A 13,225-nucleotide genomic window follows, 5' to 3' on the forward strand; every position below is an offset into this window, starting at 1 on the left:
GCCTCGGCCGGGGGACTTCCATGGCCTTTCGACGCTGCATGCGGACCCAACCGCCTGGCTCATATGCCGGGGGAGGGAGGGGATTCGCGCATCAGTCTGATGATCGAGGCCGGTTCAGGGTGAACCTGAGCGGGGAATTCGTCCCGTTTTCCGAGCTCCTCTCCAGCGTTGCGTGAATTCCGGAGTACGACTTCATGACGAAAGCCAAGCCCGCGCGTGAGGGCAAGCCGCTGCGGATCGGTATCGCGCCACGCATCTACGCCGCTCTCGGCGTGATGACGGCCCTGACCATCGTCTCATCCTCGGTTGCCTGGTTCTCCTATAACAGCGTCGACCAGACGGTCGACGACCTGGTCGGGCAGAAGATGCCCGTCGTGGAACTTGCGCTCGAGCTCTCGCAGGCGGCGACGCAATCGACTGCACTGGCGGCGCGCTTCAGCGAAGTATCGACCCTCCAGCAGCGCGCGGCCCTGACCGGCGAGCTCGACAGCGTCGAGGCGCGCCAGCTGGAGCTGCTGCGGCGCATTGCCGAGCAGGGCAAGGTCGACAAGTCCAAGCCGCAATCGGCGATCGACGACTTGGCGCGGCAGATCAACGACATCAACGACCTGACTGGAGAGCGGCTGCGCAACGCCGCCGACACCGCCACTGCGCTGGCCGCCCTGTCCAAGGCCCGCGAAGGTTTCAGCGCCATGGCCGATTTCGAGACGGCTGACGCCCAGTTCAACGTCAAGATGAACATCACTAGCGCGGCGCAGCTCAGCGGCGCCGAATTCGATGCCGCCCTGTCCAAGGTGTTGGACAAGGATCTGTCCTCGCTCCAGACCGCCCAGGCGCTTCAGCTCCAGATCAGCGAGACCGTCGGCCTGCTGCGCGAGATCTCCCAGGTCGACAGCACCGAGAAGCTCGAGTTCGCCAAGTCGCGCCTGAAGGCCCAGCTCGGCCAGGTTCGCGGCCTCCTGACGGCGGCGGACATGCTGCAGGCCAACCCGGCGCGCGGGCAGGCGGTCAGCGCCGTGACCGATCTCGGCGAGGGCGCCAGCGGCCTGGTTGCCATCCGCGAGCGCGATCTTGCGACGCAAGCCGCCATCGTCGCCGGGCTGAAGAATCTCGACCAGGCGGCGCAGAAGGTCCGCCGCGAAGTCGGCGAGCTGGTGACGGCTGCCCGTGGTGGCGCCATCGCCGGGCGCGACTCGACCAAGGCCCTGATCGAGCGGAGCGAGCTCACGCTCGCCGCCATCGGCATCGGCGCGCTGCTGATCGCGCTTGCGCTGTCCTTCTTCTTCGTCCGCCCGATGATCATCGGCCGCCTCAACCGGCTCTGGGCTGCGACTCGTGCGATCGCCGATGGCGCGCTGGAGACGGTGGTCGATACCAAGGGCAATGACGAGATCTCGGATATCTCGAAGAGCGTCCTGCTGTTCCGCGACAATGCGGTGGCGCTGCGCGCCGCCGAGCTCGCCAAGGTCGAGGACGAGGCGCGGGCGCAGGAGCAGCGCCGCGAGATGATGCGCGAGCTGGGCGAGGCCTTCGGCGTCGTCGTCGCGGCCGCAGCGGCCGGCGATTTCACTCAGCGCGTCTCGGCGCAGTTCGCCGATCCCGAGCTCAATGCGCTCGCCGGCTCGGTCAACACGCTGCTGGAGACGGTCCAGACCGGCCTGCTCGAGACCTGCGACGTGCTGGCAGAACTCTCGGCCGGCCATCTCTCGACCCGGATCGAGGGGATGTATCAGGGCGCCTTCGCCGAGCTCAAGGACGGCACCAATGCGCTGGCCGAAGAGTTCGAGAGCACGCTCGCCCGCCTGGCCGAGACGGTTACCGCCGTCCGCAGCGCGACCAGCGAGATCCTCGACGGCGTCACCGATCTCGCCGAACGCACCAGCGAGGAGAGCAATGCCGTCTCGATGGCGACCAACCAGCTCGGCGCCTTCGCCGGCACAGTGAAGAAGACCGCGAGCGAGGCGGCCCAGGCGACCGGCATGGCGCAGGGCGCGGAAGAGCGTGCGCAGCAGGGTGAGAAGGTCGTGGCCTCGGCGCTGGAAGCGATGCAGCGCATCCGCCAGTCCTCGAGCAAGATTTCCGAGGTCATCGCGATGATCGACGAGATCGCCTTCCAGACCAACCTGCTGGCGCTCAATGCAGCGGTCGAGGCGGCGCGTGCCGGCGATGCCGGCAAGGGCTTCGCGGTGGTCGCGACCGAGGTGCGCAGCCTCGCCAAGCGCTCGGCCGATGCCTCGAACGACGTCAAGAAGCTGGTCGAGGCGGCGCATGGCGACGTCAAGGTCGGCGTCGGCCTGGTCGAAGAGACCTCCGCGATGTTCGGCGCGATCGTCTCCTCGGTGAACGAGCTGACCGGGCTGATGAACGGCATCTCGCAGACCGCCCGCAACCAGGCGAGCGACGTCTCGGCGATCAACACCGAGATCGACGGCATTGGCACGATGGCGCACCAGAACGCCGCGCTGGTCGAGGAGACGAACGCTGCGCTCGCCCTGACGGACGAGCAGACGCGGGCGCTGACCGAGCATATCGGCCGCTTCACCTTCCGGCAGAGCCAAGCGGCCGAGCATGACGAGCGCGAGGTCCCCGCCGCGGCATGACGCGCGCGATTGGAGCGATCCCGTTCCCATGAACGCAACAGGGCCTCCCGGTCGACCGGGAGGCCCTTTCGATTCCGGCCGCATGTGCCTTGCTTGCCGGGCGGCGGCGGTGCTAGGCGAAGAGCGGGCCGGTAGCTCAATGGTTAGAGCTCGCTGCTCATAACAGCGCCGGTGCCGGTTCGAGTCCGGCCCGGCCCACCATCTTTTTCCCAACCATTTGATTTCGCTTCCTTGCCAGTCGGTGCGGGAACAAGCGTTAGGCTTTGGTGCGGGAAACGGCCATGACGGTGGTCAGCGATTGGCGTCGAGCCGCGGTGCCGCTCTCCAGAGCATGGCGGCTCCCAGCAAGGCGGCGCCGATCGAGGCGGCGAAGACCGCGATCTTGGCGGCGGCGAAATCGCCAGGATCGGCGAAGGCCTGGCCGGCGATGAACAGCGACATGGTGAAGCCGATGCCGGCAAGTGCGCTCGCGCCGGCAAGCTGCAGCCAGGAATACTCCGCCGGCTTCACCGCGACGCCGAGGCGGACGGCCAGTGCGGTGGCGCCGAGCATGCCGAGCGGCTTGCCGAGCACGAGCCCTGCCATGATCGCGAGCAGCAGCATCCCGCGGCCTTCGAGGACATCGGGCGCGATGACGACGCCGGCATTGGCGAGAGCGAAGAGCGGCAGCACCAGATAGCTCGAGCGGGCGCCGGCATGGCGGAGCAGGCGGTCGGCCGGCGATTCCAGGCGATCGTGGATCGCGTCGAGCGCGCGCAGGGCCGGGGTCGAGGGGCCGTGCCGCAGGACCTCGGCACCATGGGCCGCTTCCGCCAGCATGATCGAATTGGCCTGGGCGGTGAGCGCGGTGAGATCGGCTGGCGGGCGCGTCGGAATGAACAGCGCCAGCACGACGCCGGCCAGCGTCGCATGCAAGCCCCCGGCATAGACGCAGAGCCAGAGCGCGATGCCGATCAGCGCATAGGGCGCGACGCGATAGATATGCGAGCGGTTGAGCGCTGCAAGCCCGCCCGTCAGGATCAGCGCGGCCAGCAGGTAACCGAGCTGGAGCTTGCCCGAATAGAACAGCGCCACCACGATGATCGCGCCGATATCGTCGACGATGGCCGCGGCGGTGAGGAAGATGCGCAGCTCGATCGGCACCCGCGAGCCCATCATGACAATGATCGCGATCGCGAAGGCCGTGTCGGTCGCCATCGGCACGCCCCAGCCATGCGACCAGGGCCCGCCGGGCAGGACGAGCATGTAGAGCGCCGCCGGCACGACCATGCCGCCGACCGCGCCGGCGATCGGCAGTGCGGCGGAGCGCCGCCCGGCGAGATGCCCGACGGTGAACTCGCGCTTGATCTCCAGCCCGACGACAAGGAAGAAGATCGTCAGCAGGCCGTCATTGACCCAGTGCTGGAGCGACATCCCGAAGCGGGCATCGCCGAAGGACAGCGCCAGCTCGCGATGCCAGAACGCCTCGAAGCCCGGCCCCAGCGGCGAATTGGTCAGCGCGATTGCGAGGATCGTCGCGAGCAGGAGCAGGATGCCGGCCGAGGGCCCCCAGCTGGCGAAGTCGAGTGCTGCGGCCCGGAAGCGGTGGCCGAGCGTCCCCAGCATCGCATCGAGGAAGGAGCTTTCATCCCAGGGGCCATCATAACGCCGCTCGTTGATGAAGAAGCTCGGTGTGAAGCGCACGCCGCTGGCATGGGAGCTGGCGATGTCGGCTTCGACGCGTGCCGCGGCCCGTTGCGCGTCGGTGGCGTCGTGCTCGGGGTCGATATCCGCAAGCCCGAGATCGCGCGCGACCGCCTCGAGATCCTCTTCGGTCAGCACCTGGGAGCGGGTCATCAGCTTGACATGCGCGTCCCAGAACTGCTCAGCGGTCGCTGCGCGTTCGACGAGGGCGGCGGCGCGCAGCGCGATGTCGCTGCCGGTCAGGGGCCGATGGCGGAAGACGTAGCGCAGGCGCTCGCCGAGCTGGTCGCGGACCTCGGCAATGCGCTCATTGGCGGCGCGGCAATAGGGGCAGGCATAGCTGCCATATTCAACGAGCGTGATCTGGGCGAGGCCGGGGCCGAGGATGTGATCGATCCTATCATCGACCGAGCGGTCGAGGCGGTTGGCAATCGCGGCCTCGGACATCCCCGTGGTCCCCTTCCTTCGACGAAAGCCGCCCGCCGCCTGGGTGCGGCCTTCCGGGCAAACCGATCCTGCCCATGGTAGCCACAATCGGGAAGATGCGTCAGCATCGGGTTTGGCCGCGCCGGCCGTCGGTCGGGCCGTTGGGCGCGAGGGAGCAACGATGACACGCCTTCTGGGAATTTCCGGCAGCCTGAGACAGGCGTCTTTCAATACTGGCCTGCTGCGGGCCGCAACGGAGCTCACGCTCGACGGCGCGACCCTGCTGGCCGGCAGCATCGAGGGCATTCCGCTCTATAACGGCGACGACGAGCGGGAGCAGGGGATACCGCCCGCGGTGCAGGCGCTGAAGCAGCAACTGGCGGCGGCCGATGGCCTGCTGCTGTTCACGCCGGAATACAACAACTCATTGCCGGGCGTGTTCAAGAACGCGATCGACTGGCTGACGCGGCCGGCCTCCGATATCGGGCCGCTGTTCGGCGGCAAGCCGGTCGCCGTGCTCGGCGCCTCTCCGGGCGGCTTCGGGACGATCCTGGCACAGGATGCCTGGCTGCCGGTGCTGCGCACTCTCGGGACCCGGCCCTGGTTCGAGGGCCGGCTGATGGTGTCGCGGGCGCAGAGCGTCTTCGACGCCGAAGGCAACCTGACCGACGAGACCACGCGTCAGCGTCTCGCGCAGTTCATCGCGGGTTTCGCCGCCTTCGCCGCCGGGCGCTGAGCCCCTGTCAGGAAGCGCGGCGCGAAAGCCAGTCCGCGGCCAGGTCGATCGACGGCATCAGGGCCGGACGGCTGATCGAGGTGCTGCCGGATTGGGCACCGCGATGAATGATCGAGACCCAGGAGCGTGATAGCTTGGGGGCATACGCTCCTGGGCCGGGTGTGGCGCGCGTCCGCTCGGGACGCGCGGGATCAGGCGAGCGGCTTGAGGTTGGCCTCGATCCGCGCCCGCTGCGCCTCGAGGAAGGGCGGCAGCGCCAGTCGCTCGCCGAGCGTCTCCAGCGGCTCATCGACCGCGAAGCCGGGTCCATCGGTGGCGATCTCGAACAGATTGCCACCCGGCTCGCGGAAATAGAGCGACCGGAAATAGTAGCGCTCGACTTCGCCGCTGGAGGGAACCCGGTTTTCAGCCAGGCGACGGGACCACGCGTTCATGCCTTCGAGATCCGGAGTCCGGAAGGCGACGTGATGGACGCCACCCGCACCCTGCCGAGCGATGGGCAGGCCAGGCTGGACCGCAACGTGCAACTCCGCGGCCGGGCCGCCTTCGCCCATCGTGAAGACATGCACCTCGCCTGCGCCGTCGGGCGAGGCGTAGCTGCGTTCGCGGCGCATGTTCATGACCTGCGTCAGCACGGCTTCGGTCGGACCGAGGTCGGGCACGCTGATCGTGATCGGGCCGAGCCCCCGGATCTGGTGTTCTGCCGGGACGGGGCTGCCCGACCAGGCATGAGCCTCGCCGGCGCCACCGTCGTCGATGAAGCGCAGACGCTGCCCTTCCGGGTCTTCGGCGTCGAAGGACGCCCTGCCGTCCAGCAGCGCCACGTCGGTTTTGGCGTAGCCGCCGGCCGAAAGGCGCTCGTGCCAGAAATTCAGCGCGGTCTCGCCGGCGACGCGCAATCCTGTGCGCGAGATCGCATGCGTACCGCGCCGTTCGGGCGCTGCGGGCCAGTCGAAGAAGGTGATGTCGGTGCCCGGGCTCGCCTGCCCGTCGGCGTAGAACAGGTGATAGGCCGAGGTATCGTCCTGGTTCACCGTCTTCTTGACGAGGCGCAGGCCGAGCGTGTCGGTGTAGAAGCGCTTGTTGCCGGGTGCGTCGGCGGTGATCGCCGTCAGATGATGGATGCCGCTGAGTTGAAGAGCCATGATCGTCCCTTTCTGGTTTCTCCTGCCTGATATCGAGGCGCCGGCTTGGCTCGGTAGGGGATGATTCAAGAACGGGTTGTTCGAGAAACGCGAACAGCTGGTCCCCACGGCCTGGCCAGCTCTGATTGACGTGCAAATCCGACGCGGTCCGGGTCTTGGCCATAACATCGCCCAGAAATGACCAAACCGGCTTCAGTCTGTGAACGCATTTGCACGGCCTGATACGGCTTCCATCGGCAAAACACAGGAGGATACTCCATGCGAACCGCCATGATTGCCATCGGCACTGCTTTGATCGTCTCGGGCAGCGCGATGGCGCAAGCTCCGGCGTCGCCGACAGCACCGGCACAATCGGCTCCCTCCACTCAAAAGGAAACGACGATCAAGTCGATCAGCGTCGTCGACATGGACGCATTGCCGGCTGCCGCCCAGGAGCAGGTCAAGCAGCAATCGGCGGCGCAGCCGGCCGGGCAGCTTCAGCAGATCCAGGCCACGATCGAAAACGAGCCGAAACTGAAATCGGCCCTTGCCGTGAAGGGCTTCACGTCCCGGGATGTGGTGATGGCCGCGCTCGACAGCGAGGGTGAGCTGACCATCGTCGCGAAACGGGCGGCGTAAGCCGGATCGATCAGCCCTCCCGGAGGATGCGGACGAGTTCCGCCTCGACCTCCGGGGGATGGCCGAGGGCTTCGAGCTTCGCAACCGTGGCTTCGACGGGATAGTCGAAGCTGCGGAGCTCGAGGACGCCATCCTGCCAGACCGCATAGCTCGGCCGCGGCTTGGCGCCGCGCGGCTGGCCGATGCTGCCGGGATTGACGACCGTCCTATCGCCGATCCGGCGGATGAAGGGCGTATGCGTGTGCCCGACGAGGAGCACGTCGGCATCGACGCTTTCCAGTTCGGCTGCCCAGCCATCCGCATCCTCCAGCAGGTAGCCGTAATGCGGGTCCGACGGCGTGGCGTGGACGAGCTGGAACCGGGTTCCGTCGCGCACGGCCCGGACGGTCAGCGGCAGCTCGCGCAGATAAAGCTTCTGCTCCTCGTTCAGCTCTGCCGAGCTATGACGGCGCGTCGCCTCGGCGATGGCGCGGAATTTCGGCGTCCAGCGGCTGTCGTCGTCGAAGCCGACGGCGTGGTCGTGGTTGCCCTGGATCGCGATATCGGCCCGATCGCGGATGATCTCGACGACTTCGCGCGGCTGCGGACCGAAATTGACCTGATCGCCCAGCACCCAGAGCTCGTCATGGTTCTCGGAGAACGCCCGGAGCGCATCGAGATTGCCGTGGATGTCGGAGATGATCGCGATTTTCATGGGTCGGCTCGTCAGATTGTCGTGGATGGCTCATACGCGCATGAGCCATCCGTCAGTCCTGCTTAAGCCTGGCGCTTCGCGAAGGCGAGCCCGGCCTGGGCTCAGACCGGGATCAGCGTCGCGACATGCCGGTCGGTGGGGCGATCGCTTTCGGCAAGGCCTGCGGTCACGCCAGCGCGGTCGGCCGGGCTGCGGTTCTGGCTGAGCTTGCGCTTGCCTTCGAGCGTCACGATCGGCATGCGCATCCCGACGATGCCGCGCAACTGCGCCTGGACGAATTCCGGCGGTGCATCGGAGACCGCCCAAGGCGCGGCGCGCTCGCCCTCGTGCAGGCTGGTCAGGCGCGTGACGACGTCGAGCAGCCGGGTAGGGTCGTCGAAGAACTCGACCGGGCCGGAGGCGTGGACCGTCACGTAGTTCCAGGTCGGCACGACCTTGCCGGTCTCCTGCTTCACCGCATACCAGCTTGGCGTGACATAGGCGTCGGGGCCGGCGAAGATGGCGAGGCCGTTGCCGATGACGGGTGCGCGCCATTGCGGGTTCGCCCTGGCGAGATGGCCGTAGATCACGCCATGCTCGCCCTCGCTTGAGTCCATGAAGAGCGGCAGCGGGGTCGCCAACGGGCCGTCCACCGTTGCGGTGATGAAGGTGGCGAGGCGCGCGGCCCGGATCGTGGCCAGCAGGCTCGTCCTGTCCTCGTCGCGAAAGGCCGGTGGGGTGTACATGCGGGAACTCCTTGTGTCGGCGCTGTCATGCCTGCAATCTGGACCCATCGGAATATCCAGTTCTGAAGGTTTTCTGTGGTCCAGTTGGAAGAGCAGGGCGTCGCCCGCCGGATCATCGCCGCGATCAAGCAGCGCATCCATGACGGAGAATATCGCCCCGGCGATCGCCTGCCGTCGAGCCGGGCGCTCGCCATCGAATGGGGCGTGTCGCGGACCACGGTCACGGCCGCCTATGGGCAATTGATCGCAGAGGGCTATCTGCTCAATCGTCCCGGCGCGCGTGCCGTCGTGGCGCGCGGGCTTGCGGCAGCGCCGATGCCGAAAGCCGCGGCGCCCACCGGCACGCGCGCCTTGTCCGATTTCGCGCGGCGTCTGCTGGCCTTCCCCGCACCAGCCCGGTTCCAGACCTATCGCATCGCCGATCTCCGCTATGGCGACCTGAACGGGGCGGATTTTCCGATGCTGGCCTGGCGCCGCGCGCTCAACCGGGCAAGCCTGCGCCGCACCGAGCGTTTGCGTTACAGCGACCCGCAGGGCTCGGCTCCGCTCAGGGCCGCCCTGCAGAGCTATCTGTGGCGCGCCCGCGGGATCAGCTGCGCGCCGGAGCAGATCATCGTGGTCAACGGCTCGCAGCAGGGTCTCGATCTCTGCGCCCGGCTGCTGCTCAACCCTGGCGACCGCTTCGTCATGGAAGACCCCGGCTATGTTTTGGCCCGGCATGCTTTCGCGGCCTCCGGCGGGGTGATCGTGCCCGTTGCCGTCGATCGCGAGGGCATCCGGACGGAAGGCTTGCCGGCGGCGCGATTGGCCTATGTCACGCCGTCCCATCAGTATCCGCTGGGCAGCGTGCTTTCGGCGGCGAGGCGACGGGCCTTGCTGGATTGGGCTGCCGAGACCGGGGTCATGATCGTCGAAGACGATTACGATGGCGAATACCGGCACAATATCGCACCGATCCCGCCTCTCCAGGCATCCGCGCCTGATACGGTCATCTATCTCGGCACGGTCTCGAAGACGCTCTCGCCGACGCTGCGGCTCGGCTACCTCGTCGTGCCGCCCGATCTCTGCGGCGTCTTCGCGGAGGCCAAGCGCCTGACCGACCGGCACACACCGCTGCTGGAGCAGGAGGCGCTGGCGGAGTTTCTCGCCAGCGGTGGCTATGAGCGCCATATCCGCAGCATCCGCCGGCGCAATGCGGAGCGCCGGGCCGCGCTGTTGCAGGCTCTGGCGACGGAGTGTGGTTCGCGCCTGACGGTGACCGGTGCGGATACCGGCCTGCATGTCGTCGCCTGGTTGAACGGCGTCCCGGCGGAGCAGGAGGCGGCGATCGTCGATGCCGCACGCGCGGCCGGGATCGGCCTCTATCCGATCGGGCCGCTCTATGCCTCTGCCTCGGAGCGCCCGGCCGAGGCCGGCTTCGTCATCGGCTATGCGGCGCATGATGTCGAAGTGATCCGGCGCGGTGTCGCCGGGCTGGCCGAGGTGTTCGCGGCGGTCGGCTGAAATCAGTTCCGCAGGCCGCCGAGCATCAGGTCGCAGTAATCCTGCGCGAAGGCAGCGGCGCGGCGGCCCTTGCCCGGCTTGAACCAGCGCACCATCCAGTTGAGCATCGAGAGGATGGCACGGCTGGTGGTGTCGATATCGATCGCGCGGAAGGCGCCTTGGGCGACGCCGTCGGCGATGATCTGCCGCAGAGCCTGCTCGTGATCGTCGCGCAGCTTCTGCGCCTCCGCGATCATCACCACATTCTCCATGCCGCCATAGCCGACGAGCATGGTGAGGAAGCCGTCATAATGCTCCTCGAAGAAATCCGCATGGGCGGTCATGAAGCGCGCGAGCGCCTCTTCCGGGCCGGAGGCCTGCGCGACGACCTGTGAGACGTGACGGCGCAGCCCTTCCAGCGTGCGCACGATGATCGCCTCGTAGATCTCCTTCTTGTTCGGGAAATAGTGATAGATCGCGGCCTTGGTGACCCCGACGGAGGCGGCGAGTTCTCCCAGCGACGTCCCGTCATAGCCGTCCTGGGCGAAGAGCCGGGCGGCATCGTCGAGGATGCGGTTACGCGCATCTGGAATTGTCGGCGGGCGGCCCTGGCGCTTCGATTTGATTTCGCTGTTGCCGGGCGCCGACATGGCTTTAAGTCAGCCGATCGCGCCGGAGGAGCGCAGCCGTTCGATCTGCTCAGGTCCAAGGCCGAGATGCTCGGCCAGAACCGCGTCGGTATGCTGCCCGATCGCGGGCGGCGGCGTCGGCTCCCGGCCCGGGCTTGCGGACATGCGCAGCGGACTGCGGACCGAGCGGAAACTGCCGATGGTCGGAGCGGGTACGGAGACGACGCTCTGGCGCAGCGCCGCGATGTCGCTGGTCAGGGCCTGGCCGACGCTGCGGACTTCGCCGGCCGGCACGCTGGCGGCACGCAGGTCGGCGAGCAGCGCGGGCAGACTCAGGCTTGCGAAATGCTGTTCGAGCAAGGGGAGCAGCGTATCCCGATGCTCGGTGCGCTTGCGGTTGGTCGCGTAGCGCGGGTCGTCGGAAAGCTGGGCCAGGCCGATGACCCGGCAGAAGCGGCGGAACTGCTCTTCAGTCCCGACGGCGATGGCGATGCGCCCGTCGCTGCAGGCGAAGATCTGGTACGGCGCGATGCTGGGATGGGCATTGCCGTAGCGGCCATGCTCCTTGCCGGTGTTGAGGTAGCCCGAGGCGACATTCGCGAGGAGGAACAAGGCGCTGTCGTTGAGGCCGATATCGAGCCATTGCCCCTCGCCGGTGCGCTCGCGCATGTAGAGCGCCGCGAGCACCGCCTGGACGGCGTTCATGCCGGTGACGAGATCGATGAAGGCGACGCCGAGCCGCATCGGTTCGCCATCGCGCTCGCCGGTGATCGCCATGAAACCGGATTCGGCCTGGATTATGAAATCGTAGCCGGGGCGCTCTTCGAGTTCGTGCCCGCGCCCGTAACCGGAGATCGAGCAGACGATCAGGCGCGGATTGATCGCCTTGAGGTCCTCATAGGTCAGCTTGAACTTGCGCAAGGAGGCCGGCCGAAAATTCTCGACCAGAATGTCGGCCTGCTTGGCGAGCGCGACGATGATCTCACGGCCCTCGGCTGTGCCGATATCGATGGTCAGGCTCTTCTTGTTGCGGTTGGCGCCGAGATAATAGGTCGAGATGCCCTCGACCGAGGGCGGCATCCAGCCGCGCGTGTCGTCGCCTACGCCGGGCTGCTCGATCTTCCAGATCTCGGCGCCGAGATCGCCCAGCGTCATGGTCGCCCAGGGTCCCGCGAGGACGCGGGAGAGATCGAGGACCTTGATGCCGTCCAGTGCCGCGCCCATCGCCTGTCGCCTCGCGCTCTCGATATTTACTTACCGACTGGAAGGTATTTAGCTGTCCTGCCTTGTCAAGGAAGCCCGAGCGGCCGGGCAAGGGCAAGCGAGGAGACGGCGATGGCCTTGGACAGCGAGACGATGCAGGGGTTGCTGGAGAGCGTCGCGCGCTTCGTCCGCGAGCGGCTGCGGCCCCTGGAACATCAGGTCGCGCAGGAGGATCGCATTCCCGCGGAGATCCGCCGGGAGATCGCGGAAATGGGCCTGTTCGGCCTGTCGATCCCGGAAGAGTACGGCGGTCTCGGCCTGACGATGGAGGAGGAGGTCCGGGTCGCCTTCGAGCTCGGCAGGACCTCGCCGGCTTTCCGCTCGCTGATCGGGACCAATAACGGCATCGGCTCGCAAGGGCTGATCATGGATGGCACCGCGGAGCAGAAGCAGCGCTACCTGCCGCGGCTGGCCTCGGGCGAGCTGATCAGTTCCTTCGCGCTGACGGAGCCGGAGGCGGGTTCGGATGCGGCCTCGCTGAAGACCTCGGCGCGAAAGGTCGAGGGCGGCTATGTCCTCAACGGCACCAAACGCTTCATCACCAATGCCCCGCATGCCGGGCTGTTCACGGTGTTCGCGCGTACCGACCCGTCGCAGCCCGGTGCCAAGGGTGTCTCGGCCTTCCTCGTCGAGGCGGGTACTCCGGGGCTCTCGCTCGGGCCGATCGACAAGAAAATGGGCCAGAGCGGTTCGCATACCTCGGACGTGATCTTCGAAGATTGCCGCGTGCCGGCCGATGCTCTGCTGGGCGGGCGCGAAGGGCAGGGCTTCCGCACGGCGATGAAGGTGCTCGATCGCGGGCGCCTGCATATCTCCGCGGTCTGCGTCGCGATGGCCGAGCGCGTGATCGATGACAGCCTGCGCTATGCCGTCGAGCGCAAGCAGTTTAGCCAGCCGATCGCCGAGTTCCAGTTGGTCCAGGCCATGCTCGCCGACAGCCGGACCGAGGCCTATGCGGCGCGTTGCATGGTGCTGGAGACCGCGCGCGCCAAGGATCGTGGCGAAGACGTCGCGACGGACGCAGCCTGCTGCAAGCTCTTCGCCAGCGAGATGGTCGGCCGTGTGGTCGACCGCGCGGTGCAGATCCATGGCGGGGCCGGCTATATCGCCGACCACGGCATCGAGCGCTTTTACCGGGACGCGCGCCTGTTCCGGATCTACGAGGGCACCTCGCAGATCCAGCAGATCGTCATCGCCCGCAACATGGTGAAGGCGCTGGGCTGA

The 13,225-nt window shown here is 67.3% G+C and carries 11 protein-coding genes and 1 tRNA gene; 6 read left to right on the forward strand and 6 right to left on the reverse strand.

All coding sequences use genetic code 11. The features are described from left to right. Positions 1-194 precede the first annotated feature (194 nt). Both AC1RLU_RS04215 and AC1RLU_RS04220 read left to right on the forward strand, forming a co-directional pair. Positions 195-2,600 (forward strand): methyl-accepting chemotaxis protein, encoded by a 2,406-nt coding sequence (locus AC1RLU_RS04215; RefSeq protein ID WP_492794021.1) that lies wholly within the window; start codon positions 195-197, stop codon positions 2,598-2,600. Positions 2,601-2,725: 125 nt separating this feature from the next. Continuing rightward, positions 2,726-2,801, forward strand: a tRNA-Ile gene (locus tag AC1RLU_RS04220). Positions 2,802-2,891: 90 nt separating this feature from the next. On the opposite strand, the gene nhaA is transcribed toward AC1RLU_RS04220, so the two are convergent. Further along, a complete protein-coding gene (gene nhaA / locus AC1RLU_RS04225) occupies positions 2,892-4,730 on the reverse strand; it encodes a Na+/H+ antiporter NhaA (protein WP_492794022.1) in 1,839 nt (612 codons plus the stop codon). Between the two features lie 160 nt (positions 4,731-4,890). Between nhaA and AC1RLU_RS04230 the strand changes: the two genes are divergently transcribed. After that, entirely contained in the window at positions 4,891-5,445 is a 555-nt protein-coding gene (locus AC1RLU_RS04230; protein ID WP_061970229.1) for an NADPH-dependent FMN reductase, read from the forward strand. Between the two features lie 191 nt (positions 5,446-5,636). Here AC1RLU_RS04230 and AC1RLU_RS04235 read toward each other — a convergent pair whose 3' ends face one another. Continuing rightward, positions 5,637-6,590 carry a ring-cleaving dioxygenase gene (locus AC1RLU_RS04235; protein ID WP_061969250.1) on the reverse strand — a complete coding sequence of 318 codons (954 nt, stop codon included), beginning with the start codon at positions 6,588-6,590 and terminating at the stop codon, positions 5,637-5,639. A gap of 258 nt (positions 6,591-6,848) precedes the next feature. On the opposite strand from AC1RLU_RS04235, the gene AC1RLU_RS04240 reads away from it, so the two are divergent. Next, complete coding sequence (locus AC1RLU_RS04240) at positions 6,849-7,208, forward strand: hypothetical protein (protein ID WP_061969248.1); 360 nt, start codon at positions 6,849-6,851, stop codon at positions 7,206-7,208. 10 nt (positions 7,209-7,218) lie between these two features. Here the strand turns inward: AC1RLU_RS04240 and AC1RLU_RS04245 are convergent, their stop codons facing one another. Further along, a complete protein-coding gene (locus AC1RLU_RS04245) occupies positions 7,219-7,902 on the reverse strand; it encodes a metallophosphoesterase family protein (RefSeq protein WP_492794024.1) in 684 nt (227 codons plus the stop codon). A 101-nt stretch (positions 7,903-8,003) separates the two neighbouring features. Next, entirely contained in the window at positions 8,004-8,627 is a 624-nt protein-coding gene (locus AC1RLU_RS04250; protein ID WP_492794026.1) for an FMN-binding negative transcriptional regulator, read from the reverse strand. Between the two features lie 75 nt (positions 8,628-8,702). Here AC1RLU_RS04250 and pdxR point away from each other — a divergent pair, with 75 nt between their 5' ends. Further along, positions 8,703-10,130: a MocR-like pyridoxine biosynthesis transcription factor PdxR gene (gene pdxR / locus AC1RLU_RS04255; RefSeq protein WP_492794028.1), complete on the forward strand. Its 1,428-nt coding sequence runs from the start codon at positions 8,703-8,705 to the stop codon at positions 10,128-10,130. A 2-nt stretch (positions 10,131-10,132) separates the two neighbouring features. Here the strand turns inward: pdxR and AC1RLU_RS04260 are convergent, their stop codons facing one another. Both AC1RLU_RS04260 and AC1RLU_RS04265 read right to left on the reverse strand, forming a co-directional pair. Then, on the reverse strand, positions 10,133-10,759 hold the full coding sequence (locus AC1RLU_RS04260; protein ID WP_492794029.1) for a TetR/AcrR family transcriptional regulator: 627 nt from the start codon (positions 10,757-10,759) through the stop codon (positions 10,133-10,135). Between the two features lie 9 nt (positions 10,760-10,768). Further along, on the reverse strand, positions 10,769-11,962 hold the full coding sequence (locus AC1RLU_RS04265; RefSeq protein ID WP_492794030.1) for a CaiB/BaiF CoA transferase family protein: 1,194 nt from the start codon (positions 11,960-11,962) through the stop codon (positions 10,769-10,771). Between the two features lie 111 nt (positions 11,963-12,073). Between AC1RLU_RS04265 and AC1RLU_RS04270 the strand changes: the two genes are divergently transcribed. Beyond that, positions 12,074-13,225 (forward strand): acyl-CoA dehydrogenase family protein, encoded by a 1,152-nt coding sequence (locus tag AC1RLU_RS04270; RefSeq protein WP_492794032.1) that lies wholly within the window; start codon positions 12,074-12,076, stop codon positions 13,223-13,225.

The organism is Allobosea sp. GW822-FHT05A11, from assembly GCF_058800455.1.